This is a genomic window from Bacillus vallismortis (genome assembly GCF_004116955.1).
Lineage (GTDB): Bacteria > Bacillota > Bacilli > Bacillales > Bacillaceae > Bacillus > Bacillus vallismortis.
In genome coordinates this window covers 4,240,116-4,265,122 of sequence record NZ_CP026362.1, presented here as the reverse complement: position 1 = coordinate 4,265,122, position 25,007 = coordinate 4,240,116, and the positions used below count along the sequence as shown (strand labels likewise).

Sequence of the window (25,007 nt, the reverse complement as noted above, 5' to 3'; positions counted from 1 at the left end):
CTTCCGCTCACATGTGAGCAGGAAGGTTTTCCTTTTTTGAGGCGTTCTGGATGAGTCGGGTGTTCTGCACGTCTTCCATCCAGGTGTGATAGTAATTGGCGTTTTTCCCGTAGGAATTATCAATGACCGTGTTTTCTTTTTGAAGCAGAGAGGACAGGATGTGGCCGTGCAGCCTTGACGTTTCCACCGATTCGTAGCGGCTGAAAAACCGAATCGCTTTTTTGACGATATAATCAGAGTATTTTTCCCATATATACGCGATGGGCAGAGGGTTGCCCGCTTTTTTATTCAGGACGTTCAGCGTTTGCAGAAAAGCGATCGTCCAGCGGTCTGAAGCTGACAGCACCGTGCGCCAGTCGTAGCTTTCCGCGTTTGCGTGTTCCTGAAGCTCCTTGTTCGCTTCGTGATCTGTCCTGATGAATCTCAGCTTTTGATTGAACGGCTGCTGCGTGGAAGCGACAGGAAACAGCTGATGGGCCATATCAGGCAGAAGCTTAATCTGATTGCTTGCAAAATAAGCCTGCGCCGTTGCATAAGAAGCTCTTTCCCTTGTGATGATATGGAGATTCGCATGCTTAGAAAAAATCTCCGCCGTCCGTTTGAGATTGTCTTTGTTTTGGAAATAAATCGATTGCGGCAGAATCACGATTTTGTGATTCGGATAGGCTTGGACGATTTTTTCTCTAAAGCCTTGGTAATACGGATACAAATCCCCAAAGTTGCCGCCTCCCTGGCAGACGATGATAAGATTCGGATCCAGCTTTCGCCCAAGTGGAAAATTGTCGGGATTCCAGCGTTTTCTGACACGGATCCCATGTTCTTTGAAGAAGGCCTCTGTTCCCTTCATAATAAATAAATCCCCTACATTTCCGTATAGAGGATAGTCGGCATAGATGATCTCGGATTGTTTCGGAATGACGTCGAGCAGCCCGGACAGTTTTTGTTTCAGGCTGATCATCGAATGCTTGCTGTCCATTTCTTCACCTCGGCAGTTTGGAATAAATGCAGTAAAACATCAATGACCCTGTCTTGTTCTTCTTCCGTCAGACTTGATCCTGATGGGAGACAGATTCCTCGCTTGAAAAGGTCCTCGCATATGCTTAAGGTACCTTCATGAGCATAAAATAAAGACGGATCAAACAGCGGCTGGGTATGGAGGGGCTTCCACAGCGGGCGCGCTTCAATGTTTTCTTCCGCAAGGTGTTGAACCGCGTCATATGGGCTCAGCCCGTTATCAAGCGTGAGCGTGGTGAGCCAGCGATTGGACACACCTGCTGCATGCTCCGGCATAAAACGGACGCCGTTTATATGACCGAGCGCGTTTTTGTATCTTGTGAAAATGGCCCTTCTTTTCTCCACCCGCTCATCCAGCACCTCAAGCTGGGCAATGCCGACACCGGCCAGAATATTGCTTAGCCTGTAATTATGTCCGGTTTCGCTGTGCTGATAATGAACAGCCGGCTCGCGTGCCTGCGAAGCGAGAAATCGCGCTTTTTCAATGGCGGCTTCATCGTTTGAAACGAGCATCCCGCCGCCTGATGTGGTGATGATTTTGTTCCCGTTAAACGAAAAAATGCCGAAGCGCCCGAATGTTCCGCTTTGCTTCCCTTTATACACTGTGCCGAGCGATTCGGCTGCGTCCTCAATGACGGGTACTCCATATGTATCACACAGGCTGACGATGTCATCCATTTTCGCGCTTTGCCCATATAGATTGACGGCAATAACCGCTTTAGGCAGCTTTCCGCTTCTTTTCGCATCCTCCAGCGCTCTTTCCAGGGCTTTCGGAGACATATTCCATGTATCAGGCTCTGAATCAATAAAAACGGGCACCGCTTTTTCATACAAGATTGGGTTGGCGGTTGCTACAAATGTGAAGGACTGGCAAAATACGCTGTCCCCTTCTTTTACCTCTAGCAAACGCAGTGCCAGATGAATCGCCGCCGTTCCAGAGCTGACCGCTGCCGCTCCTTTTACGCCGACGCGCTCGGCCAGCTGTTCTTCAAATGAATTCACAAGCGGCCCAAGGGGCGCAATCCAGTTTGAGCGAAAGGCTTCTGAAATATAGTGCTGCTCTCTGCCGCTCATGTGAGGGGGAGATAAGTAGATTCTTTTATTCATGTCATCATCCTTTGTTTTAGGTTTGAATGGGAGAAATAATGCGCGCCGGGGCACCGGCCGCCGTTACCCCGTCCGGTATGGAACGGATTACCGCGGAGCCGGCGCCGACAATGCTCCAAGACCCGATTGTGAGCTGCGGTATGACGGCCGCGCCGGTTCCGACGTGAGCGCCTTCTTGAACGGCGACCGCTCCTGACAGTGTGACACGCGGAGAAAGATGAACAAAATCGCTGATGTAATTGTCGTGTTCTGCCACCGCGCCTGTATTGATGATGCAATGGGCGCCGATCCGCGCATCCGCCTGAATGATCGCGCCCGCCATAATCACGGTCCCTTCCCCGATGACAGCGGACTTGCTGACGATGGCTGACGGGTGAATCAATGTAATGAAATCTTCTTTTTTCAGTCCCAGCCGCTCCGCCTGCTGTTTTCTGATACTGTTGTTTCCAATGGCGATCAGAAACAACACATCGGGAATAAGCCTGCGCACTTCAGAAGCGGCTTCCGGCGGGCCTGTATACCATTCTTTTCCGGCTTCAAACGTTCGGAATTTATCATCCAGCACCGCGGCTAAGCGCGTGTCTGACCGGGCGTTTATCAGCTCTCTGATCACCTTTCCGTGCCCGCCGTCACCCACAATGGCAACGTTTCTCATGAGGACACATCTCCGCTTCCTGTAAACCGTTCCGCGGTCACATGATTGGTTTGCTGAATCCCTTCTGACACAAGCACCTTTCGCACGGTCAAACATAAAATTTTCATATCGAGAAAAAATGATCGGTTGTCAACGTACCAAACATCTAAATCAAATTTCTTTTCCCAGGAAATCGCGTTTCTGCCGTTGATTTGCGCCCAGCCTGTAATACCCGGCTTCACCTCATGGCGCCTTGCCTGCTTTTCTGTATAAAGAGGCAGATAGTCCATCAAAAGCGGCCGCGGGCCGACAAGGCTGAGATCGCCTTTTAGGACATTCAGCAGCTGCGGAAGCTCATCGATGCTCAGCTTTCTGATCAGCCTGCCCGTTTTCGTCAGCCGGACTTCATCAGGCAGCAGATGTCCCTCACTGTCCCGTTCATCCGTCATCGTTCGGAATTTATAAAGGGTGAACGGCTTGCCGTTCAGGCCCGGCCTTACTTGCTTAAAGAAGACGGGTGATCCTATTTTCAGCCTGACAACGGCGATGGCGAGCAGTATGATGGCACTCGTACAGCACAATAAAACAATGGCGGCCGTCAGATCAAAAAGTCGTTTCAGGATCAAAGATTCACAGCTCCTTTCGTTTTTCGAATCCGTTTTAGCACCAGCTGTCTTTCCTCTTTTGTACAAACGAACATAAAAGCGAAAACGGCGTAGCAGCAGCTGACTGTCATTCCCGCCGCTATCAGTGATGTCCAGCCATCAATTTTCACCATGAACTGGATTGCCACACAAACCGCCCAGGCAAACACAGCCGCTGAAAGAGGCCCGATAAGCCCTTTAAAGAGCACGTGCTTTTTATAGCCGGTCATGCGTGATACATAAAGCGGCGTAAAGATGGCATTTTTTAATATAAGGGAAATCGCCCCGGCCAATGTTATGCCGTACAAACCGAGATGAGCCGGCCCGCTCAGCGTGACGGCCAGCACCACATTCACCGCGCCTAACAGCAGGGTAACGATCGCCGGCGTTTTTTGCTTATTAAAGGCGGTCCAGATATAAAACAGCGGCATAAAGGCGAGGCTTACGACCAAATATCCGGCATGAATATATAAAATCGGCGCGATAGACGAAAAGGACGGTCCGAGCCAGATCGTCAGAAAAGGCCCCGCCAGCCCGCCCAATAAAGCAGCCGGAAGCGCAAGCAGAAGGCCGTTCAGCCTCACCGCCTTATTGGCGTAACTCACCAATCCGTCCATATCGCCTTCTGAATAAAACGAAGTGATAAGAGGCGCAAACAGGGATGCGACCGTTCCAGCCAAGCTGCGCAGCAGCAGCGGAAACTGGATAATCGCAGCGTATTTTCCGGCTTCTGATGCTCCCAGCACCAAATTGGCGGTTAATAGATCAATCTGCAAAAAAAGCAGGACGCCGATTTGATTGACAGAGCTCCATGCGCCCGCCTGAAATAGCTCCTTGCTTATGCGGAATGAAAGATCCTTCATACGAAACGTAAACCACGGAATCAATTTTTTGAAGAAATAGAAAGACAGCACAGACGCGATGACAGCACCAGCTAAAGCGGCAAGCTGGATCTGCCAAATTTTCGGCGCAAAGCATGAGAACAGAAGCAGCACAGACAGCACCCGTACAAGCATTTGCACCGCCTGAATGGAGCTCGTGATGTATAGGCGGTTGGCATAAAATGGCGCAGCGCCGAAACCCGCCATCAGAAATGTCAAAATGAACAGCAGACTGCCAATCAAAATCGACAAACGCACATCAGCCAAAAGCGCCTGCGGCACGTTCATGACCCGGTCAATAAAGAAAGCCGATCCCGCAAGAGGCAGCAATAGAAGCAACGAAATCAAAACAGACGCCGCCAAATAATTGCTGATATACGCATTTGCTTTATCCCGCTCTCCCCTATGTGCGGCGACAGAAAAAAACCGCACGACAACCGAGCTTAGCGCGACGGTGATGATCGAAAAGTAATTGATCACATTTTGCGTCAAGTGAACAAAACCGAACGCTTCCACACCAAGCGTTTTGACAATAAAAGGCGTCATCCAGACCGAGAGGAAAACGGACAAGAGAAAAGCCGTGAGATTCGCACTGAAGTTGATCGTGAATTTCATGCCTGCTTCGCACTGCCTTTCATCGCTCCCCGCTGCTCGAAAAACAGCTTGATGAGAAATGCGAGCCGCAATTTGGACAAGCCTAATACCAAACGCTCGCCTCGTAATAATTTCTCATGCTGAACCGGCGTATGTCTGACGGCCTGCCGCACCATGTCATAGGATAAAATGTGTTTGATCTGCTTTTTGATCACTTTCGACGGGTTTGGTGATGCACAAGCGTTTGCCAGAAGCATCGGAAGCTGGTGCTTGCAAATGTACACATTCAAATCTTCTATGCATGCGCCTGCTAAACCGTAACGATTGTAGAATGCAATTTTCGCCTGATATTGCTTTTGAATATGTTCATCCATCGCCGGCTTATAAGGGACTTCTGTCAGGCTGTTCGGGTTTTCGCGATAGACGTACAAGCCTTCATCCAGCATTTTCACCCGCTCCGCTTCGCAAAAAGCGGACAAATTGAAGGGAGAGTCTTCAGCGAAACGGATGTCTTCATCAAACATCAGATTGGCTCTCTCCAATAGCTCACGGCGATAAACATAACGCCATACATACCAGATAAACCTTGTTTCGTGAGCATATGTAAGCTGTTCAGCGATTTCCGGTTTTGTCAGTACGCGGTTTGTGTCAAGCTGCGGAGGCACGTATGTCCGACTGTCCGCTGACTGCTTGTAAAAACCGCAGCCAACGATGTCGAGCCGGTTCTCCATCGCTTCTTCTATCAGTTTTTGGAACATGGCGGAAGATACATAATCGTCTCCGTCCACAAAGCCGATGAACGTCCCCCGTGCGGCCTTTATTCCCGTATTTCGTGCCGAACTCAACCCGCCGTTATTCTGATGAATGACCCGGATTCTCGCATCCCGTTTTGCATAATCCTCTGCAATCTCGCCAGAACGATCCGGCGATCCGTCATTCACAAGGATGACTTCCATATCAGAAAGCGTTTGGCGAAGCAGTGAGTCAATGCACGCTTCTATAAATGGCTCAACGTTATACATCGGGACAATAATGCTGACGAGCGGGGTCATTGCGCTTCACCGCTGATTTTGTCACGCAGCCCTTTGAAATATAAATCTCTTGGAAAGCCGCCGCGGGTTGTTTCTTTTGTTAACAGCTCTTTTACTGCGGCTGTCACGCGTTTAGGGTCCGGCTGTTCAATCAGCGTCATGTAAGGGATGTCTTTGAGCCATTGGTAGCCTTCCATCACCTTGTGGTCAAAGGAGCGGATGACGACACACGGCGTTCCTGTCAGCGCGCAAAAAATCATGCCATGAAGCCTGTCAGTGACAACGGCTTCTGCGCTTTGCAGCTTAGACCATAACGCTTCAAGCTCCTTCTCCCGGGAATCGCGGCCGACCCGGCGTCCAATCGTTGTCGTAAAAGCTTTAATGTCGCCGAATTCTTCAACAAGCGCTGCCTTCACCTTGTTTCTCTCATCTTCTTTAAACACGCTTTCCTGATCCTCGCGCAAACACATATAAACCCCGTTGCGCTCTGCGGGGGTCTTGCTTTTATCTAAATACAGCACCATGTCCGGCTGCTTCAAAATCGTTTTTTCTTGAAAATGCTGTTTCATGAATTGATACGTTGTTTCATCACGCGCCATCAGCAACAGGCCGGGGTGCGCGTTATAAATTTTCTGTGCCCGTTTCAGCTCTTTGCGCCCCTTTTTCGTGTCAGAAAAATGAGCCGTTGCCGGCAGCTGGACAACTCGGTAGTCGTGAAATGTTTTAATGATAAAGCGGCGTGTCCACTCCTCATAGCGGTATAAATCACCCATGTTTCCGCCGCCGATGATAAAGACCATATCCTCCGGATGGCGCGATCGGAGCAGCGCTTTTGCTGATTTGTACATGTCCTTCATATCGACCTCAACGATGTCAAAATCAGGGTATTCTCGTTCAAGAAATGCCTTGCTGGCATAAGCAATCGCGTGATCCCCCAAATTGTCATGGGACGGCAGCAGGGTCAGTATGATTTTTTTCTGATTCGATGGGGCCTTTACCGGCTGATCAGCCGTACCCAGCCAATATTGGGACGGGTATTTGACCTTTAGCAGCAGCCATTCTGCAAGATTGATTTTCAACGATTGTAACGACATGTCCTCACCCTCTGTTTCTCATTTTGTACTCGATCACCCGCTGATACACGGCTGACGCCATAGCGACGAACGGAATCATTCTGTATTTTGCCATCAGAAGCAGGCATGACCGTTTTGCGTCAAAAGGCGCGGTGCCCGTTTTTGAGAGGCTCTCCCGGAACACTGGATCTGCGCAAATCACGCCGACATTTCTAAGCTTTTCAAACAGCCGGCGGCTGCCGCTGGTTTTCCATTCATTCAGCATACAGATGCTGCTGTGAAGCACGATAAAGGTATCAAGCTCCTTTTGGTACTCCTCAGATTTGTTGTTTTCCTGTAAAAACGCCGCATTCGCCTCGTACAGCGCAAGTCCTGATTCAAACAGTTTTTTCTGATAGCGCTGTACGATGGAAGATAGGTGAATTCGGTAATGATAGAGCGGCGCTTTCACATAGGAGACCGAACGGGCGAAGAAATGAGCCCTGAAGCTGAAAAACTGATCCTCGACATGCTCCAGCTCGCCGCGGAGCGGAAACGACAGCCGATGTGCATTAATCATGCTTCTCCTGTACAGTTTGTTCCAAGAAAACCCTCTGACCTTCCCTTCGAATAGCGCCTTGATATAGTGCGCCTTCGGCTGGTCCTGATAGGTTTCCGCAATGTCAGAGATCATCGTTTTTCCAGTGTCCTCAAACTCCGCGGCGTAATTACAAATGACAAGATCAGTTTCATCGCCCGCTGCTTGGAGCATCCGCTCGCAATAATCAGGCTCGATCCAATCGTCCGAATCGATAAATGCGAGAAACTCGCCACTTGCCGCCTCGATGCCTTTATTCCGAACCGCGCCGAGGCCTTGGTTTTCCTGATGAATCACTTTGAACCTGAGATCCTTTTTGGCGTATTCCTCCGCGATGTCCGGGCTGGCGTCTGCCGAACCGTCATTGACGATGATGATTTCAATATTGTCCACAGTCTGGTTCCGCAGTGATTCAAGACACGTTCTGATATATGTTTCTGTGTTATAAACAGCGACTAACAGACTAACCGCAGGTGTTTCCATAATGACCGGCTCCTCTTGCATAAATTACCGGGAAAAAATCGTTCTGTAAGGCAGAACGGACGAATCAACCGGCATAAGCAAATAACTGTAAAGAAAATAACAAACAACGATCGCGATATAGATAAGGGCATTCGATTTTTCATCAAATATCCTGACGAAATAAGGGACTAAGATGATTTGATACAAACCGAAATAAATATTGAATCTGGCAAAGATCACATCCTTTGTGGCCAAAAGCCCGAACAAAAAGCCGAGCAGGCACAAATTGACGACGATGTCGATTTGCGGCCACAGCTTCCGCAGACGCGCCCTGTAGCAAAAAGCGAGAAACAGGGGCAGAATCAGGACAGCGATTTTGATCACATTCATTCCATTTGTATTCGTCATCAGCCATTTCTCATAATGGCTGTATGAGCTGTTTTCTAGCACAACGACAAACACGGAAATGAATTTTTGATATAAAAACGTCATGCCAAGAAATAAAACGGATAGGCCGAATATGGCAGGCGACCAGGCTTTTCTCCTGACAATAAAATACACTGGAATCATAATCAGCGCCGAGGAATGAAAGAGCGAGCTGATCAGCACGATCAGAAAATACCGCTTCCAGTTCCCGCTGATGATATAACGGATCGCCCAAAATAATACGGCTGCCACCATGTATTGCCTGATGCCGTTAAAAGACGCGTAATAATGGAAGGTTCCTAAAAATAAAAAGACACTCAGCTCAAACGGCCTTCCGTAGTCGGCGAGTGTCTTCATAACCAAGCTATAGGTCACGGCCGCAACCGTGATATACATGATTTGCGGATCTTCCGTGATGAAATTCATCAGCCAAAGGAGTGTGGTAAAGCCTGGATCAGTCGCAGTTTTCGCTGTGCCGAAACCGAATATCTGCCACACATTTTGATAATCGCCCGCCAATTCGTACAGCAATGTGTAGGTCTGAAAATCCGTGCCGACTCTGTAACGGAGACCCGACACGAGCACAAGTGAGGCAAGCGGAATCCAGATCAAAAGCTTATTCGGCCGATACCCCGTGGCGAGCGAATCATCACGGCTGCCGCACATTTTGGCAAACCAAGACCAAATATATACAATTCCCATATTGACGGCATACACAATCATCGTTTACTGTCCTTTTTCGCTGGTCAAGTTGTATACATGCAGCAGCGCTCCTACATTTTGCTGTGCATCGTAGCCAAGTTTAGCGAGTGTTCCTTTGATGAGCTCCCGCTTCGGCCTGCCTGCGGCGGCCGCCCTGGCAATGGTTTCAGCCCAAATGCCGATCGGCTCAGAAAGATTCAATCTTGTCACAAGTCCCAGACCGGCATCGACTTTTTCTGTAATGGTATCTGAAATGATGCATGGAAGCCCCGATGCCTGCGCTTCCACCAGCACTACCGGCAAGCCTTCATACAGAGACGGCATGACAAACACATCAAATGTGCGCATCAGCTCATGAATGCGTTCTTCAGTGCCTAAAAAGAGGACATCTGAAAGCAAGTTCTGCCGCCGCGCTTCCTCTTCCATTTTGTCGCGCAGCGGCCCGTCTCCTGCGAGCACGAGCTGAAAGCGAACCCTCCGTTCTTTGAGATGTGCGGCAAGCTTCAGCAGAAACGCATGGTTTTTCACTTCATGAAACCGGGCCACATGGCCAATAATGAGACGGTCAACTGCAATGCCGCGTGCTGTTTTTTCTTCATCAGCCCTTTGCCCATTTGGAGCGAACAAATCAAGATCAATCCCATTCGGAAGAAGATGAACACGCTCCCGCTCCATGTTGGACGGTCCGAATAAAAACCTGCCCGCATCCTCTCCGCAGGCACACAGTGCTGTCGCGTTCGCCAAAATCAGCCGCCTGAATGCCATCAGCTGCAGGCGATCCTTCCAATTGAAGCCGGTCTTCCACGACGTATTATGGGAATGGCAGACCCTGACCGGCACTCCGGCTAGCCTTGCCGCAAGGGCGATAAAGCCCGTCTGAAAATCCGTGTGCGCATGCACGGCGTTGAACGGACCGTTTTCTGTTATCACATGTCTTACATTCCTCACAAATGTAAGGGGATTGCTTTGCCCGATGCTCGGGACATAAAAAAGCCGCCCGCCTAAAGATAAAATTTCTTCATCATAAGCGCACGGATCATTTCGATATGTTAAAAAATCAAATTGTACTTTGCTTCTGTCCATTTTTCGATATAAATTCATCACCATGGTCTCCGCGCCGCCCCTGTTCATGCCGCTGAGAACATGAAGCACGCGTTTTGGAATGCTATTCATGTTTCACAAGCCCTTCTTTTTGGTTCATCACTCTTTTTTTGTGGTAGCGATTCATTACAGCAGGCGGCATAAACGCGCGGATTATCGGTTTTGCGATATATAGGTAATCAGATAAAGGAAGCTTCAAGCGCCTGCATGCCTGAAAGACAAGGACGGCATTGTCTATCGAATAGGCAAATGACCGCCGTTTGAATGCCTCTCTGTCTTCCCTTACTTTATACAAGGCTTCCTGAAGGTTGTAGCCTCTGAAGCCCTCTTCAAAAAAGCGAAGCCATAAATCAATATCCTCCATCCGTCTCGTCCGCCTCACCGACCGGTAGCCTTTCAGCGTACGGTAAGCGCTCGCTCTCATCATAATCGTTCCGTGGCAAAACGGGGTCCCTTTTGCCATGATGCCCGGTTCCGGAACAGAAGGCAGGATGCGTGTGCCCCTTGTCCCACTTTCATCAAATACAAGCATGCCGGTGCCAACCACCTGATAGTGGCGGTGCTTCTCTAAGAATGCGACCTGCTTTTCCAGACGGCGCGGGAATGAAAGGTCGTCTCCGTCCTGGCGGGCGATATAATCGCCTGTGGCATGTGAAAGGCAATGATTTAATGACGCGGCAAGCCGCTTGTTTGTTCTGTTTTGAATCACCTTGATGCGGTCGCTGTAATGAGCGGCATACTGCTTCGCGATGCGGAGCGTGCCGTCTGTTGACGCATCATCGCACATAATCAGCTCCCAATGTTTGTAGGATTGGCTGAGAATGGATTCGATGCTTTCCGCCAAAGTGCGTTCACAATTATAAATGCCCATAATGACAGAAACTTTTGGTCCTGAGTTCATACGCTTTTCTCCTTTGTATCCATATCCATGTAGGCGGAATAAATATCTGCCATTTCTTCCACCGTCCGCGCCTCCGAAAAGCGCAAGGCTGTTTTCCGGCCTTCCTGCCCCAGCTTTCTGCAGAGTTCCGGTGTACGGTAAAGCTGTTCAATCCGGCTGGCAAAACCGGCACTGTCTCCGATTTTGATCAGAAAACCATTTTCTCCGTCCCTGATGATTTCCCGGTGCCCGCGATTATCCGTGGCAATCGCCGGCTTTTCCGCGGCCATCCCCTCAAGCACATTCATGCCGAGGCCTTCTCTCATGCTGGATGCGACTGATAGATCTGCTAGCTGAATCAGTTCGTGAATGTCGCGGCAAAAGCCGTAAAAGCGGACATTGCCGGAAGCGCCAAGCTTTTCAGCCAACGTTCGATAGGTTTGTTCCATCGCCCCTTCTCCGGCAAAAACAAGACGAAGCGACGGTATTTTATCTTTCAGCAAGGCTGCGGCTTCAATTAACAGCTTCTGATTTTTATTGAGATTAAGCTCAGCTGGATAAACCAATATAAAATCGTCTTCACTGAATCCATGTTTTTCTCTGAGTCTTTGCTTCTCTTGCAGGCTGACAGGCCGAAACCGGTCTGTATTGACGCCGATGCCATGAATTTTCCGCGTCATGCCGCCCGGCCTTTGAAGTCCTTTCGCCCTTATGTAATCCTCTTCATTGATCGTAATTAGGCAGTCCGTATAGGCCGAGAGCCATTTCTCAACCGGATAGTAAAGAAGCCAATTTTTGATCGGTGCTCCGCTGCAGAAGTGAAATCCGTGCGCGGTGTACAGCACTTTTGTTCCGTGCCGCCTCGCTTGCCTCGCCGCTAGTCTGGCAAGAACGCCGCCGACCGGCGTATGGCAATGGACAATGTCGTATTGATTGGTATCGATCACTTCCTTCAGCTGCCTGTAAACGGCCAGATTTTGCGGATGAAAGGGTGACCTGCGAATCGGAATGGAAAATTTCTCGTCCACATACGGCAGTTTCGTTTGTCCGCTCGCCGCGACATGAACCTCCCAGCTCATTCGTTTAAACCATGTAAAGTAAGGGAGGTGAAAGGCTTTAAAATGATAATCAACCGTCGCGCAAAACAATATCTTTTTCGTCATCTTCACTCCACTCCCCCTAATGAACACTGGCAGCCGTCATTGTGTCTGATGTATGGATTGCCGCAAACAGCCTCGCTCTCAGATCGTCTTCCGGCAGCTCATGAAAATCCTCGATAAAACGCATCAGGACTGGCCAATCGCCATCCACCGCTTTGCCGATATGAATTTTCGGAAAGATTTGTTCAGTGTGTACTTCATTTTGGTTCAGCAATTCCTCATACATTTTTTCACCGGGGCGAATGCCTGTGAATTCGATTGGAATCTGCTCAGTCGTATAGCCGGACAGATGAATGAGGTTTTTGGCAAGGTCCACAATCTTTACAGGCTCTCCCATATCGAGAACAAAAATCTGGCGCCCTTTCGCCAGTGCCCCGGCCTGAATCACAAGCCTTGAAGCCTCGGGGATCGTCATGAAATAGCGGGTCATCGCCGGATGTGTCACAGTTACCGGACCGCCTTTTTCAATCTGCTTTTTAAAAATCGGAATAACGCTGCCGCGGCTCCCGAGCACATTGCCGAAGCGGACAGCGACAAACTTGGTTCTGCTCACTTTTCCAAGATTCATAATAATCATCTCGGCGAATCGTTTTGTCGCCCCCATTATATTGGCCGGGTTCACCGCTTTGTCTGATGAAATCAGCACAAATGTCTCTGTCCCCGACATATCGGCTGCTTCCGCGACATTTTTTGTTCCAATGATGTTGTTTTTGACAGCCTCCTCAGGGTTGTGCTCCATTAACGGCACATGCTTATGGGCAGCTGCATGGTAGACCACGTGCGGCTCGTACTTTTTCATCAAGGTAAACATTTTATCGCGGTCCTGCACATCCGCAATTTCTGTATGAAACACAATGTGTTTGCCGAATCGACCGTTCAGCTCTGTATAAATCGAATGAATGCTGTTTTCTCCATGGCCGAGCAGAATGATTTCCTTAGGCTGAAACGCGCTGATTTGCCGGCAGATTTCTGAGCCGATTGATCCGCCCGCTCCCGTAACGAGAACTGTTTTTCCTTTAATGCGGTTCGAAATTTCGCTTGTGTCGAGGGTTACCGGCTTTCTGCCGAGCAAATCCTCTGCTTTTACATCTCTGATTTGCCCGGCAGTTCTTGAGCCGAGCAGCATTTCATCAAAGTGAGGCATAATTTTGATGGTGGCCCCAGTTCGTACACATTCCTTATATAACACCTGAAGCTCATGGGTGTGGAGTGAAGGAATCGCAATAATAATATAGTTAATTTTGAGCCTTTGCACCGCAGGCATGATACTTTCTTTTCCGCCGATCACTGGCAGCCCCATGATTTCTAATTTATGCTTCGTTTGATCGTCATCAATAAAAGCGACAGGTATGATGTCGGGATCATCTTTTGAAAGCAGCTGCCTGACCATAAGAGTCCCTCCTGAGCCCGCCCCGATAATCAGCGCGCGGGAAGAGGCGCTGCGGTTCTTTCTGATGCTTTCTTTCAACACTCTCGACAAAACACGGGTTCCTCCGATGGACAAAAGCTGCAACACCCAGCACGCGATTAACAGACGGAAGAACATCGTATGATACACAGCATACTGAATGACGCCGGTCACAGCGGCCGATAGCGTAATGCCCTTCAACAGGACCATCAGCTCGCCGATTCCGGTGTATGTCCATACCTGTTTATACTGATGGAACAGGAAGGCACAGACATGATAGCTGAGGAGCAAGCTGACAGCGGTAAGCAATAATGCTCCGGAGTCATAAAATTGATAAGAATCTTTTAAAAATTGATATCCTGCAATAACTGAATGTAAAACGAGATAAGTATCCAGCGCAATAATCATTGAAAGTCTTCTCCGGTAACTCAACCTTTTCCCCCCTAATTCTTTTATCGGTTTAGCTGCGGCGGTTTTCGTCCTCTAAAACATCGGCGGCAGCTAAACCGACAACCACCACACATTCTATGTATATATTAAATAAGCGGGCATTTAACCCATCCTCACGCCCCGCCAGCGACGACCAGCATCTAAGGCAGCAAATTTCATCTGCCCACAGCGGAGCCGAGTGCCTCCATTGATACAGGTCAGGAGACATCACCTTTATCATCTATTTAGTAGGAATAGTGTTCCGACTTTTTCATTTTCTTTTTGTTTAAAAGTGCACCTAACAGCTTCGCGTTGGATTGTTCCAGTGCATCCTTCGCTTTCAGGACAGTATCCGTTTTCGTTTTTCCGCTTAAAACGACGAGCACGCTGCCGTCTGTCTGGTTTGCTAAAATCTGAGCATCCGCAACCGCCAAGAGCGGAGGGGAATCAAAAATGACAAGGCTGTATTGTTCATAAATGTCAGATATTAAGTCACCCATCGCTTTTGAAGACAGCAATTCTGCCGGATTCGGCGGGGTTGGTCCGCTTGTCAGCACATATAAGTTATCAATCGGCGTCTTTTGCACCGTCTCACTGAGTGAAGCATTACCAACCAGCACATTTGTCAGCCCCGTAATATTCTCAACCTGGAATGTCTGATTGATGGTCGGCTTTCTTAAATCGGCATCCACCAGCAACACTTTCTTTTCCTGCTGCTGCGCAAAGACTGCCGCAAGATTCGCCGCACTGAACGATTTACCTTCACCAGGCACAGAGGAGGTGACGAGGATAGACCGCAAGTTGGTCTGGACGGATGAAAACTCAATGTTTGTCCGAATGGTGCGGTATTGTTCCGCAACAATTGATTTATTGTGTAAAACGGATATTTGAGCCAAACCTCGTCTTGCTTTCTTTTTTCTAAAGACCACTCGCTTCACTCCCCGAAATGTTTTAGCCCGCGATTCCGCCCTTTTTGGACATCAGGGACGGAGCCTAAGCATGGCAATCCGGTTCTCTCGCTGAGCTGGCGTGCGCTTTTGCACGTATCATCGAGAAAATGCAGAAAAAATGCCAGTGTAATGCCACCCATGACAGCAGCGCCAAAAGCCATGACCATGTTTCGCAGCCGGGCCGGCTTGATCATCGGGCTTTCAGAAGCCTTCGCCTCTGATAAAATATGTATGCCTTGTATATTCATCCTTTCATCTACTTCTTTTTCAAATTTGTTCACTAGCGTGTTCGCAATCTCAGCCGCTTTCGCCGGATCGTGATCCTGGACGGACACGGTGATAATTTCTGATTCATTCTCACTGCCTGTCATCACTTTTCCTTTCAGTGATGAAGCTGATTCAGAAAGGTGCAACTCCGCCTTGACCTTTTCCATCAAGGCCGTGCTTTTCATAATTGATTGGAACGTGCTGCTGTACTGAAGATTTCGCTGGATGTCGCTGAGATTCGAGTTTTCTTCACCGTCTGATTCATGAATCAGCACTTGTGTCGATGCTTGGTAGGTCGGTGAAATGACCTTAAATTGCACAAAACCCGCCATAACGGTAACGCCGATTGTGATGAGCAGAATCAGCACGAATCTGTGTCTGACAATCGCATATAATTCTTTAAAACTCATATTCTCATTCATGTATTCATAGCCTTCAGCCTTCCCGCGGCTGGCTTCCCGCGCCCCTTTCTGTTAATGATTGGATTATAAAAGAAAACGATATTATTTAAAAATTGCAAAATAAGCCAATAAGTTCTCTTTAGAGAACAAAATCATGATTTTCCTCTTATTTACTGCACTTCCCTTATTATTTTAAATTTTATAAAGAACGGATAATTCCTTATAATGAACGAAATAACGACAGGAATAGAGGCGAATTTCATATCATGATTGGAAGAATTATCCGTTTATACCGTAAAAGAAAAGGCTATTCTATTAATCAGCTGGCTGTTGAGTCAGGTGTATCTAAATCCTATTTAAGCAAGATTGAAAGAGGCGTTCATTCAAATCCGTCCGTTCAATTTTTAAAGAAAATTTCCGTCACGCTGGAAGTGGAATTAACAGAATTATTCGACGCAGAAACAATGATGTACGAAAAAATCAGCGGCGGTGAAGAAGAATGGCGCGTGCATCTTGTGCAAGCCGTACAAGCCGGGATGGAAAAGGAAGAGCTGTTCACTTTTACGAACATTCTCAAGAAAGAACAGCCTGAAACCGCTTCCTACCGAAACCGTAAACTGACGGAATCCAATATAGAGGAATGGAAGGCGCTGATGGCGGAAGCAAGAGAAATCGGCTTGACTGTGCAGGAAGTCAAATCCTTTTTCAAGACGATGGGAAGATGAATATCGGCGAAGGGCTGACGTTCGCATTCTCAGGGCAAATTTGTTTATAATGGGGGAAAAAGGGAGAGAGTGCGATGTCTAAAACAGTAACAACTCGATATGGGAAAGTAAAAGGCACAACAGAAAACGGCGTACATATATGGAAAGGCGTCCCCTATGCCAAGCCGCCTGTCGGACAGTTGCGTTTTAAAGCACCGGAGCCGCCTGAAGCGTGGGAGGACGAACTGGACGCAACAGCTTATGGCCCGATTTGCCCGCAGCCGTCTGATCTGCTGTCCCTTTCATATGCTGAGCCACCCCGCCAGTCTGAGGATTGTCTGTATGTCAATGTTTTCGCGCCTGACACCCAGAGCGAAAACCTGCCTGTCATGGTGTGGATTCACGGGGGCGCTTTTTATCTCGGAGCGGGCAGTGAGCCGTTATATGATGGATCAAGCATTGCCGCGCGGGGAGACGTCATTGTCGTGACACTGAACTATCGGCTTGGGCCGTTTGGATTTTTACATTTGTCTTCGTTTGATGAGACGTATTCTGATAACCTTGGGCTGTTGGACCAAACCGCCGCACTGAAATGGGTGCGGGACAATATCTCAGCGTTTGGCGGTGATCCAGATAACGTAACAGTTTTTGGAGAATCGGCTGGCAGCATGAGCATTGCCGCGCTACTCGCTATGCCTGCGGCAAAAGGCCTGTTCCAGAAAGCGATCATGGAAAGCGGCGCTTCCCGAACAATGACGAAAGAGAAAGCGGCAAGCACCGCGGCAGCCTTTTTACAAGTCCTTGGGATTGACGAGAGCCAATTGGGCACATTGCATACTCTATCAGCGGAAGATTTGCTTAAAGCGGCCGATCAGCTTCGGAAAGCAGAAAATGAAAATATCTTTCAGCTGTTCTTTCAGCCCGCCCTTGATCCGAAAACGCTGCCTGCTGAACCAGAAAAAGCGATCGAAGAGGGTGCTGCGGCCGGAATTCCGCTATTAATCGGAACAAATCGCGATGAAGGATATTTATTTTTCACCCCGGATTCAGACGTACATTCTCAGGAAACGCTTGATGCCGCGCTCGAGTATTTATTAGGGCAGCCGCTGGCCAAGAAAGTCGCCGATCTGTATCCGCGTTCGCTTGAAAGCCAAATTCATATGATGACTGATTTACTATTTTGGCGTCCGGCCGTCGCCTATGCCTCCGCCCAGTCCCATTACGCGCCTGTTTGGATGTACCGATTCGACTGGCACTCGGATAAGCCGCCGTACAATAAAGCGTTTCACGCATTAGAGCTTCCTTTCGTTTTCGGAAATCTCGGCGGGTTAGAACAGATGGCAAAAGCGGAGATAACGGATGAGGTGAAACAGCTTTCTCATACCATACAATCAGCATGGATCGCGTTCGCCAAAACAGGAAACCCAAGCACTGAAAATGTAAAATGGCCTGCGTACGACGCAGAAGCAAGAAAGACGCTGATTTTAGATTCAGAGATTACGATTGAAAACGATCCTGAATCTGCAAAAAGGCAAAAACTATTCCCTTCACAAGGAGAATAAACATGGGGAAAATAGGATACACAGGCACTTTCATCGTTGTGGCAGCATGTATCATCATTTTTTCGGCAGTCGTATTATGGCGGGACACAGCCTATTATCAGCCCATCCGCTGGACTGGAATCGTACTGTTTTTCACGGGAATTGCTATGGTTCCCGCATATTCGGCAAAAAGAAAACCCGGAAAAGAGAAATAACTCTCTTTTCCGGGTTTTTCTGTTTTTATCATTTACCCGCGCGAATATCGTCTGTCATTCCTTCATAAGGAGCTTTCGAAATCACTTCTTCATTGTCGGCTCCCTCATTTTTCAGAAATGTAATCTCGGCAAATTCAGGCACAACGTATTTTGGATACGTTTCATATTTCTCGCGGGATTCTTTCATCAAGTCAATGTGGTCATTTTGGTAACAGACCGTAATTTCAGGATGTTCATGCACCCATTTCGGGAAGAAAATAATGCCGTGCATGCGTTTTTCATTCGGCATAAAGTTGAGTGAAACATCTGTGCCTGTCGGCTCTGTCCAAGACACTTTATATACGCCTTCTGTCAGTTTGACAATATTGACTTCCTGATCCCGAACCCAACGTCCGGCAACCATTCCGCTATGAATTCTATAATCGATTGTATGGTCGTTTTTAATATAAATCTCGTATTCCCATCCATTTTCATACGTGTAAATCATGTGGCTTCCGATAAAGTTTTCCATCTTTCACACTCTCCTTAGTCTTTACTGTACTTCATAAATGTCTAGTCGAACGCAATCAGGGGTTCTTTCTGCGGAACCGATAAACAAGCGGTCATGCAGCCATTGGTAAGCTTCGCTGCCTGTTTCAAATGTCGGCACCGTACGAAAATAAACATGCTCCGGATCAATGATTTCTCCGGCTGCGGCTTGTTTTCGAAACGGCTCGCTGACTTGCCGTATTCCATTGTTTTGAATATAAATCAGTTCATGATCGGCTGTTTCGATTACATATCTGGCAGACAAATCTGTTCTGCCGTCAGCGCGAATGATTTGTGAATCGGCACCGCCCGGCAAAACACGCCCTTTTACTTTCCCGGTTATGGTTCCCGAACGAATCGGAATCCACCGTCTCAGTCCCAGGCCTGTCTCACCAATGGTGATAGGCGGATCAACCTTAATTTCTAAAGAGGCAAATTGTTTTAAAACCGGCTTATTCATCAGCATACCTCGCATCCCGAAAAAATCATGTAACTATTTACATGTTTAATTTAACACTATTGCGTGTAGCTGTCAAACAATAGGAGCATAAAAAAACAAGGGCTGTTCGTAGACAGTCCTTGTTACCTTTGATAGGAAAGATATGTGCTGACAGTGCTTTTTGCAAGACAGTCGGAGGAATCGATAATCGGAATCTCACTTTGAATATGATCTAGCACCGCATTTAAATCCGTGCAGGCTGAAATGATAATGTCTGCATGCTGACTGATTTCAGCGTATAGCTTCTGCCACAACGCGTGTGTCTGCTCCGTATGATTCGGCTGTTTGATTGCGGCGATGAGCTGATTTACAGCCTGCTGCCAATGATCCTTGTGAACAACTTCTTGTCCGTTTGCCTTCAGCCCTTTTTGATAGATACCTGATTGGATGGTTGACTCTGTTCCTAAAACAGCCGCTTTTTTTGCAGTGTGCGGCATTTCTTTTACCGTTTCCTTGGTGATATGTAACAAAGGAACCGCCAACGCCTGCTGAACCTCTTCATAATACACATGTGCCGTGTTACAAGGAAGAGCGATAAAATCAACGCCTGTTTTCTCAAGCTTTACCGCACCATCGATAATTGCTCTTTTCATCTCCTCATGGTCGATGGGACGATCTGTATAGAATGGGGTCGGGCATGAATAAATCATCATGTGCGGAAAGTCGATATCATGTGAAGCCCCATACAGCTTTTGGCAGTAATCAATCACCTTATCAATAAATGGCGAGGTCGATTTCGGCCCCATTCCGGCTAATATACCGATCATCACGTTCATTCCTTTCTCTTTCTTTTTAATTCGTACGGACCGCTTCTTCTTCTGTTCCATCTTCATAGAGAATAAAGCTTTTCGCAGCATCATCACCTAACAAAAATTCGATTTCAACAGACAATGACCTCAAAAAGAAACGGGTTTCCGAGGAAGGAAACAATTCAAGCCTCACCTGTCCGGGGATCTGCAAATAAAGCTTTTCATTCTCGGCTGTCACCCGCGCGGCCGTGCCATCCTGAAACAAGTAGCTGCCAACATAGCGGCTGTATATCGCCGGATCAACTTCTTTTTTCTTTTTATCAGCAGGACGTTCCGGGATCTCATATGGCTGGCCAAATAAAATATGTTCAGCCGCCTTCAAAATCGCTTGTTCATATTCCGCCTCCTCTTCCTTGTTACTCAAATAGATCAACGTTTTATGCCGATCTATATACCGGATCATCATCGTCGAGTAGCCAGGCCATCCTCCGCTGTGGCTGACAATACGCCCTTTTTCAGGACTGTGTTGCAGCACCCAGCCAAAGCCGTAATCAACCGTTTCACCATTGTTCAGGCGCACCGGCGAAAATGCGGCTTCCTTAGAATCGTTACTGATGAAATTGTCCTGATATAAAGCCTGATCAAACCGAAACAAATCGCTTGTGACAGCGTTCACCGTCCCATCTCCCTGAATGCCATCGAGGTACACAACATAGTTTGTTTCTTCCAGATCATCAGGCAGGACGTACGTTTCGGAATGGACATCATACACGTATCCATATGCATAATGATCTGTCTGCTCAGACCGAAACCTCCTATTATACACTCTCGTTTCATTCATGCCGAGCGGTGAGAAAATATGTGTTTTCATAAAATCCGAATAGCTCATGCCGGAGGCTTTTTCCATGATTACCGCCAGCAGCACATACCCCGTGTTGCTGTACAGCCAGCCCTCGTTCGGCTCAAAATCACTAGGCAGCCCCTCATTCATCAGCATATCGACAACATCTTGATTCACCGCAATCTTGTGCTTGTTCCAATTGTCAAGAAACCATTGAAAATAATCAGGCAGCCCTGACGTATGGTTCAATAAATGCCGAATCGTGACGCCCTGATATGGAAAACCCGGCAGCCAACGCTCAACTTTGTCTTCATATCCAACAATTCCTTTCTCCTCAAGCAATATAATCCCCAAAGCTGTAAAAGGCTTTGACAGAGACGCTAACTCAAACAAAGAGCTGGTTTGCAAAGGGCGTTTTTCCGCCAGTTCCGCATAACCGAAAGAGTGATGATATAAAATATCGCCGTCCTCCGCGGCCAGAACCGTCCCGTTGAACTGCTGTTTTTCCGCCAACACAGAGAATAATGTGCCAAGATGTATCCTTTTTTCTCGCTTCATTTTTACACCTCCCATAATGTCTACGATATTTCCCCTTCTATGTTTCAAAAATTTGAAAAATATGAGAAAAATAATTCCGAAAGAGTGATAGTGGCCTGCATCCTGATTCCGTTTCACAATCGCTGAAGCTGAAGCCGAAGCCCCCGAATACAACCTATGCAACCAGTCTCTAAAACAGCCGATCTTCCTGAAAAGAAAAGAGCTTTCCCCAACACCTATTAGTCTATCCGACTCATATCCGTGAAGGTCTTTTCTCATTTTTCTATCAAACAAAAGAGGAAAATAGACCCGTTGTAATCTAAACGAGAGTCTAATAGAATGATGTCGAAAAGTAAATTACGCAGGTTTGTTACTGATAAAGCAGGCAAGACCTAAAATGTGTAAAGGGCAAAGTGTATTCTTTGGCGTCACCCTTACATATTTTAGGTCTTTTTTTATTGAGGTAACTGACTTGCCATCTTCAACAGGAGGGCCGGAAGAAGCAAACCGCTAACACAGTACATCAAAAAGGAGACATGAACGATGAACATCAAAAAGTTTGCAAAACAAGCGACAGCATTAACCTTTACAACTGCACTGCTGGCAGGAGGCGCGACTCAAGCGTTTGCGAAAGAAACGAACCAAAAACCGTATAAGGAAACGTACGGCATTACCCATATTACACGCCATGACATGCTGAAAATCCCTGAACAGCAAAAAAATGAAAAATATCAAGTGCCTGAATTTGATCCATCCACAATTAAAAATATCTCTTCTGCAAAAGGCCTGGACGTTTGGGACAGCTGGCCATTGCAAAACGCTGACGGCACAGTCGCAAACTATCACGGCTACCACATTGTCTTTGCGTTAGCGGGAGACCCTAAAGATGCGGATGACACATCGATTTACATGTTCTATCAAAAAGTCGGCGAAACGTCTATTGACAGCTGGAAAAACGCTGGCCGTGTCTTCAAAGACAGCGACAAATTCGATGCAAATGATTCAATCCTGAAAGACCAAACACAAGAATGGTCTGGTTCAGCGACATTCACATCTGACGGTCACATTCGTTTGTTCTACACTGACTTTTCTGGTAAACATTACGGCAAACAAACACTGACAACTGCACAGGTTAACGTATCAACGTCAGACAGCTCTCTGAATATCGACGGTGTAGAAGATTATAAATCAATCTTTGACGGTGACGGCAAAACGTATCAAAATGTACAGCAGTTCATCGATGAAGGCAACTACAGCTCCGGTGATAACCATACGCTGAGAGATCCGCACTACGTGGAAGATAAAGGCCGCAAATACTTAGTATTTGAAGCGAACACTGGAACTGACAACGGTTACCAAGGCGAAGAATCTTTATTTAACAAAGCGTACTACGGCAAAAGCACATCATTCTTCCGTCAAGAAAGTCAAAAACTTCTGCAAAGCGATAAAAAACGCGCAGCAGAATTAGCAAACGGCGCACTCGGCATCATTGAGCTAAACGATGACTACACAATGAAAAAAGTGATGAAACCGCTGATTGCATCTAACACAGTTACAGATGAAATTGAACGCCCGAATGTCTTTAAAATGAATGGCAAATGGTACCTGTTCACTGACTCTCGCGGATCAAAAATGACAATCGACGGCATTACATCTAATGACATTTATATGCTTGGTTATGTTTCTAATTCCTTAACAGGCCCATACAAGCCGCTAAACAAAACAGGCCTTGTGTTAAAAATGGATCTTGATCCTAACGATGTGACCTTTACTTACTCACACTTCGCTGTGCCTCAAGCTAAAGGAAACAATGTCGTCATTACAAGCTACATGACAAACAGAGGTTTCTTTGCTGACAAACAAGCAACGTTTGCGCCAAGCTTCCTCTTGAACATCAAAGGCAAGAAAACATCTGTTGTAAAAGACAGCATCCTTGAACAAGGACAATTAACCGTTAACAAATAAAAACGCGAAAGAAAATGCCAATATCCTATTGGCATTTTCTTTTATTTCTTATTTCCATCATAAAGGTGAATCCCATATGAACTATAAAAAAGCAGGCAAATGGCTAACCGTCTTCCTCATCTTTGCAGGAATATTGCTGTTTATCGACTTATTGCCAAACGAAGAACCTGTCAAAAAAACAAAATCAACACAGAAACCGGACTACCGGGCGGCATATCATTTTACAACGCCGGACAAGTGGAAAAATGATCCTCAAAAACCAATCTATTTTGATGGACAATACCATTATTTCTATCTTTATAATCGGGATTACCCAAACGGAAACGGCACAGAATGGCGCCATGCCGTTTCAGAGGATTTCCTGCACTGGACCGATGAAGGCGTGGCAATTCCGAAATATACAAACCCGGACGGCGATATTTGGTCCGGTTCTGTTGTAATCGATAAAAATAACACAGCAGGATTCGGGAAAAATGCGCTTGTCGCGATAGTGACACAGCCTTCTGCCAAAGACAAAAAACAGGAGCAATATTTGTGGTATAGCACAGACAAAGGAAAATCATTCAAGTCCTATCGTGATAACCCCGTTATGCCTAATCCCGGCACAGACGACTTCAGAGACCCGAAAGTCATATGGGATGACCAGGATAACAAATGGGTCATGGCCATGGCTGAAGGGACAAAAATCAGCTTTTATGAATCCGATAACCTAAAAAACTGGCATTACACAAGCGGATTTTTCCCAGAGCAAGCGGGCATTGTGGAATGTCCTGACCTCTACATGATGCGGGCAAGTGACGGCACCAATAAGTGGGTTCTCGGTGCCAGCGCGAACGGTAAACCATGGGGCAAACCAAATACGTACGCTTACTGGACTGGAAGCTTTGACGGAAAAGAATTTACAGCGGATCAGACTGGACCGCAATGGCTTGACTACGGCTTTGACTGGTACGGCGGCGTGACGTTCGAAGACGGCAAAAGCACAGATCCATTAGAAAAGCGGTATGCGCTTGCCTGGATGAACAATTGGGATTACGCCAACAACACACCGACAATGAAGAATGGGTTTAATGGCACAGATTCTGTTATACGTGAACTCCGGCTGCATGAGCAGGACGGCACATACAGTCTCGTCTCACAGCCGATCGAAGCTTTAGAGCAGCTGACTGTTTCAACTGACCACATAGAGGATCAGGATGTGAGCGGATCAAAAACACTGTCGATCACTGCTGATACGTACCAGCTTGATATGGATCTTTCTTGGTCAGAGCTAAAGAACGCAGGCGTCAGGCTGAGAGAGTCGGAAGACCAAGAACGCCATATTGATGTCGGCATTTTCGCCGAAGACGGCTATGCATATGTCAACAGAGCGGCTGCAAATCAGCCTGACAAAAGCAATACCTATGTCGAAAGCAAGACACCTTTCGATGTAAGCAAACAGAAGACCCATTTAAAAATTCTCGTCGATAAAACAACGATAGAAGTATTTGTCGGCGATGGAAAAACCGTTTTTTCAAATCAAGTGTTCCCGAGACCTGAAGATAAAGGCATTACCCTTTATTCTGAAGGCGGCACAGCTTCATTTAAAGAGATAACGGTGAAACATTTGGATACGATTCATAAATAAAAAACAGATGCAGCCCGTGCTGCATCTGTTTTTTGATGAGAGCGGTATTCTCTCCTGCAT

General features: G+C 47.2%; 25 protein-coding genes. 5 read left to right on the top strand and 20 right to left on the bottom strand.

What is annotated here, in order from left to right:
• Window positions 1–7: 7 nt before the first annotated feature.
• Genes BV11031_RS22465 through BV11031_RS22390 form a run of 16 tightly spaced genes read right to left on the bottom strand, consistent with a single transcriptional unit; the run spans window position 8 to window position 15,762 of the window.
• On the bottom strand, window positions 8–976 hold the full coding sequence (locus BV11031_RS22465; protein ID WP_010328667.1) for a polysaccharide pyruvyl transferase family protein: 969 nt from the start codon (window positions 974–976) through the stop codon (window positions 8–10).
• On the bottom strand, window positions 955–2,121 hold the full coding sequence (locus tag BV11031_RS22460; protein ID WP_010328668.1) for a DegT/DnrJ/EryC1/StrS family aminotransferase: 1,167 nt from the start codon (window positions 2,119–2,121) through the stop codon (window positions 955–957). The genes BV11031_RS22465 and BV11031_RS22460 overlap by 22 nt, the downstream gene beginning before the upstream one ends.
• Before the next feature lie 16 nt (window positions 2,122–2,137).
• On the bottom strand, window positions 2,138–2,776 hold the full coding sequence (locus BV11031_RS22455) for an acetyltransferase (RefSeq protein ID WP_010328669.1): 639 nt from the start codon (window positions 2,774–2,776) through the stop codon (window positions 2,138–2,140).
• Window positions 2,773–3,381 carry a sugar transferase gene (locus BV11031_RS22450; protein ID WP_010328670.1) on the bottom strand — a complete coding sequence of 203 codons (609 nt, stop codon included), beginning with the start codon at window positions 3,379–3,381 and terminating at the stop codon, window positions 2,773–2,775. The genes BV11031_RS22455 and BV11031_RS22450 overlap by 4 nt, the downstream gene beginning before the upstream one ends.
• A complete protein-coding gene (locus BV11031_RS22445; protein ID WP_010328671.1) occupies window positions 3,378–4,895 on the bottom strand; it encodes an MATE family efflux transporter in 1,518 nt (505 codons plus the stop codon). Before BV11031_RS22445 ends, BV11031_RS22450 begins: the two co-directional genes overlap by 4 nt.
• Window positions 4,892–5,926, bottom strand: a complete 1,035-nt coding sequence (locus BV11031_RS22440; protein WP_010328672.1) for a glycosyltransferase — start codon at window positions 5,924–5,926, stop codon at window positions 4,892–4,894. Before BV11031_RS22440 ends, BV11031_RS22445 begins: the two co-directional genes overlap by 4 nt.
• Window positions 5,923–6,999: a polysaccharide pyruvyl transferase family protein gene (locus BV11031_RS22435; RefSeq protein ID WP_010328673.1), complete on the bottom strand. Its 1,077-nt coding sequence runs from the start codon at window positions 6,997–6,999 to the stop codon at window positions 5,923–5,925. The genes BV11031_RS22440 and BV11031_RS22435 overlap by 4 nt, the downstream gene beginning before the upstream one ends.
• A 4-nt stretch (window positions 7,000–7,003) precedes the next feature.
• Window positions 7,004–8,038: a glycosyltransferase family 2 protein gene (locus BV11031_RS22430; protein WP_010328674.1), complete on the bottom strand. Its 1,035-nt coding sequence runs from the start codon at window positions 8,036–8,038 to the stop codon at window positions 7,004–7,006.
• Between the two features lie 24 nt (window positions 8,039–8,062).
• The gene (gene epsG, locus BV11031_RS22425) at window positions 8,063–9,166 is read right to left on the bottom strand and encodes a biofilm exopolysaccharide biosynthesis protein EpsG (RefSeq protein WP_121643333.1); all 1,104 of its coding nucleotides are present in this window, start codon (window positions 9,164–9,166) and stop codon (window positions 8,063–8,065) included.
• A gap of 3 nt (window positions 9,167–9,169) precedes the next feature.
• Window positions 9,170–10,318 carry a glycosyltransferase family 1 protein gene (locus tag BV11031_RS22420; RefSeq protein WP_010328675.1) on the bottom strand — a complete coding sequence of 383 codons (1,149 nt, stop codon included), beginning with the start codon at window positions 10,316–10,318 and terminating at the stop codon, window positions 9,170–9,172.
• Window positions 10,311–11,147, bottom strand: coding sequence for a glycosyltransferase EpsE (gene epsE, locus BV11031_RS22415; RefSeq protein WP_010328676.1), 837 nt, complete (start codon window positions 11,145–11,147; stop codon window positions 10,311–10,313). Before epsE ends, BV11031_RS22420 begins: the two co-directional genes overlap by 8 nt.
• Window positions 11,144–12,289 (bottom strand): glycosyltransferase family 4 protein, encoded by a 1,146-nt coding sequence (locus BV11031_RS22410; RefSeq protein WP_010328677.1) that lies wholly within the window; start codon window positions 12,287–12,289, stop codon window positions 11,144–11,146. Before BV11031_RS22410 ends, epsE begins: the two co-directional genes overlap by 4 nt.
• A 16-nt stretch (window positions 12,290–12,305) precedes the next feature.
• Complete coding sequence (locus BV11031_RS22405) at window positions 12,306–14,126, bottom strand: polysaccharide biosynthesis protein (protein WP_197156056.1); 1,821 nt, start codon at window positions 14,124–14,126, stop codon at window positions 12,306–12,308.
• A gap of 28 nt (window positions 14,127–14,154) precedes the next feature.
• Window positions 14,155–14,352, bottom strand: coding sequence for a hypothetical protein (locus tag BV11031_RS22400; RefSeq protein WP_128568195.1), 198 nt, complete (start codon window positions 14,350–14,352; stop codon window positions 14,155–14,157).
• A 16-nt stretch (window positions 14,353–14,368) separates the two neighbouring features.
• Window positions 14,369–15,052 carry a protein tyrosine kinase EpsB gene (epsB, locus tag BV11031_RS22395; protein ID WP_121643335.1) on the bottom strand — a complete coding sequence of 228 codons (684 nt, stop codon included), beginning with the start codon at window positions 15,050–15,052 and terminating at the stop codon, window positions 14,369–14,371.
• Between the two features lie 5 nt (window positions 15,053–15,057).
• Window positions 15,058–15,762 carry a YveK family protein gene (locus BV11031_RS22390; RefSeq protein ID WP_121643336.1) on the bottom strand — a complete coding sequence of 235 codons (705 nt, stop codon included), beginning with the start codon at window positions 15,760–15,762 and terminating at the stop codon, window positions 15,058–15,060.
• 245 nt (window positions 15,763–16,007) lie between these two features.
• On the opposite strand from BV11031_RS22390, the gene slrR reads away from it, so the two are divergent.
• The 3 genes from slrR (at window position 16,008) to BV11031_RS22375 (ending at window position 18,201) form a co-directional block, all read left to right on the top strand.
• Window positions 16,008–16,466, top strand: a complete 459-nt coding sequence (gene slrR, locus BV11031_RS22385) for an HTH-type transcriptional regulator SlrR (RefSeq protein WP_010328679.1) — start codon at window positions 16,008–16,010, stop codon at window positions 16,464–16,466.
• A 74-nt stretch (window positions 16,467–16,540) separates the two neighbouring features.
• A complete protein-coding gene (gene pnbA / locus BV11031_RS22380; RefSeq protein ID WP_010328680.1) occupies window positions 16,541–18,007 on the top strand; it encodes a para-nitrobenzyl esterase in 1,467 nt (488 codons plus the stop codon).
• 2 nt (window positions 18,008–18,009) lie between these two features.
• The gene (locus tag BV11031_RS22375; protein ID WP_010328681.1) at window positions 18,010–18,201 is read left to right on the top strand and encodes a hypothetical protein; all 192 of its coding nucleotides are present in this window, start codon (window positions 18,010–18,012) and stop codon (window positions 18,199–18,201) included.
• Window positions 18,202–18,229: 28 nt separating this feature from the next.
• Here the strand turns inward: BV11031_RS22375 and padC are convergent, their stop codons facing one another.
• The 4 genes from padC to BV11031_RS22355 form a co-directional block, all read right to left on the bottom strand.
• A complete protein-coding gene (gene padC, locus BV11031_RS22370) occupies window positions 18,230–18,712 on the bottom strand; it encodes a phenolic acid decarboxylase (RefSeq protein WP_010328682.1) in 483 nt (160 codons plus the stop codon).
• A gap of 21 nt (window positions 18,713–18,733) precedes the next feature.
• Entirely contained in the window at window positions 18,734–19,189 is a 456-nt protein-coding gene (locus tag BV11031_RS22365; RefSeq protein ID WP_026014456.1) for a DUF3237 domain-containing protein, read from the bottom strand.
• Window positions 19,190–19,311: 122 nt separating this feature from the next.
• Window positions 19,312–19,995, bottom strand: coding sequence for an aspartate/glutamate racemase family protein (locus BV11031_RS22360; protein ID WP_010328684.1), 684 nt, complete (start codon window positions 19,993–19,995; stop codon window positions 19,312–19,314).
• Between the two features lie 25 nt (window positions 19,996–20,020).
• Window positions 20,021–21,376: a serine hydrolase gene (locus BV11031_RS22355; protein WP_010328685.1), complete on the bottom strand. Its 1,356-nt coding sequence runs from the start codon at window positions 21,374–21,376 to the stop codon at window positions 20,021–20,023.
• Window positions 21,377–21,898: 522 nt separating this feature from the next.
• Between BV11031_RS22355 and sacB the strand changes: the two genes are divergently transcribed.
• Together sacB and BV11031_RS22345 are read left to right on the top strand one after the other, a co-directional pair.
• Window positions 21,899–23,320, top strand: coding sequence for a levansucrase (gene sacB, locus BV11031_RS22350; protein ID WP_010328686.1), 1,422 nt, complete (start codon window positions 21,899–21,901; stop codon window positions 23,318–23,320).
• Window positions 23,321–23,396: 76 nt separating this feature from the next.
• A complete protein-coding gene (locus tag BV11031_RS22345; RefSeq protein ID WP_010328687.1) occupies window positions 23,397–24,947 on the top strand; it encodes a glycoside hydrolase family 32 protein in 1,551 nt (516 codons plus the stop codon).
• The last annotated feature ends 60 nt before the right edge of the window (window positions 24,948–25,007 follow it).

Coding starts and splice junctions, on each gene's coding strand:
- BV11031_RS22345 (WP_010328687.1), top strand. CDS start 23,397: ATGAACTATAAAAAAGCAGGCAAATGGCTAACCGTCTTCCTCATCTTT.
- BV11031_RS22440 (WP_010328672.1), bottom strand. CDS start 5,926: ATGACCCCGCTCGTCAGCATTATTGTCCCGATGTATAACGTTGAGCCA.
- BV11031_RS22400 (WP_128568195.1), bottom strand. CDS start 14,352: ATGTCTCCTGACCTGTATCAATGGAGGCACTCGGCTCCGCTGTGGGCA.
- BV11031_RS22360 (WP_010328684.1), bottom strand. CDS start 19,995: ATGATCGGTATATTAGCCGGAATGGGGCCGAAATCGACCTCGCCATTT.
- BV11031_RS22465 (WP_010328667.1), bottom strand. CDS start 976: ATGGACAGCAAGCATTCGATGATCAGCCTGAAACAAAAACTGTCCGGG.
- BV11031_RS22455 (WP_010328669.1), bottom strand. CDS start 2,776: ATGAGAAACGTTGCCATTGTGGGTGACGGCGGGCACGGAAAGGTGATC.
- BV11031_RS22365 (WP_026014456.1), bottom strand. CDS start 19,189: ATGAATAAGCCGGTTTTAAAACAATTTGCCTCTTTAGAAATTAAGGTT.
- pnbA (WP_010328680.1), top strand. CDS start 16,541: ATGTCTAAAACAGTAACAACTCGATATGGGAAAGTAAAAGGCACAACA.
- BV11031_RS22390 (WP_121643336.1), bottom strand. CDS start 15,762: ATGAATGAGAATATGAGTTTTAAAGAATTATATGCGATTGTCAGACAC.
- padC (WP_010328682.1), bottom strand. CDS start 18,712: ATGGAAAACTTTATCGGAAGCCACATGATTTACACGTATGAAAATGGA.
- BV11031_RS22460 (WP_010328668.1), bottom strand. CDS start 2,121: ATGAATAAAAGAATCTACTTATCTCCCCCTCACATGAGCGGCAGAGAG.
- BV11031_RS22355 (WP_010328685.1), bottom strand. CDS start 21,376: ATGAAGCGAGAAAAAAGGATACATCTTGGCACATTATTCTCTGTGTTG.
- epsE (WP_010328676.1), bottom strand. CDS start 11,147: ATGAACTCAGGACCAAAAGTTTCTGTCATTATGGGCATTTATAATTGT.
- BV11031_RS22435 (WP_010328673.1), bottom strand. CDS start 6,999: ATGTCGTTACAATCGTTGAAAATCAATCTTGCAGAATGGCTGCTGCTA.
- BV11031_RS22445 (WP_010328671.1), bottom strand. CDS start 4,895: ATGAAATTCACGATCAACTTCAGTGCGAATCTCACGGCTTTTCTCTTG.
- BV11031_RS22375 (WP_010328681.1), top strand. CDS start 18,010: ATGGGGAAAATAGGATACACAGGCACTTTCATCGTTGTGGCAGCATGT.
- slrR (WP_010328679.1), top strand. CDS start 16,008: ATGATTGGAAGAATTATCCGTTTATACCGTAAAAGAAAAGGCTATTCT.
- BV11031_RS22410 (WP_010328677.1), bottom strand. CDS start 12,289: ATGACGAAAAAGATATTGTTTTGCGCGACGGTTGATTATCATTTTAAA.
- sacB (WP_010328686.1), top strand. CDS start 21,899: ATGAACATCAAAAAGTTTGCAAAACAAGCGACAGCATTAACCTTTACA.
- BV11031_RS22430 (WP_010328674.1), bottom strand. CDS start 8,038: ATGGAAACACCTGCGGTTAGTCTGTTAGTCGCTGTTTATAACACAGAA.
- epsG (WP_121643333.1), bottom strand. CDS start 9,166: ATGATTGTGTATGCCGTCAATATGGGAATTGTATATATTTGGTCTTGG.
- BV11031_RS22420 (WP_010328675.1), bottom strand. CDS start 10,318: ATGAATAGCATTCCAAAACGCGTGCTTCATGTTCTCAGCGGCATGAAC.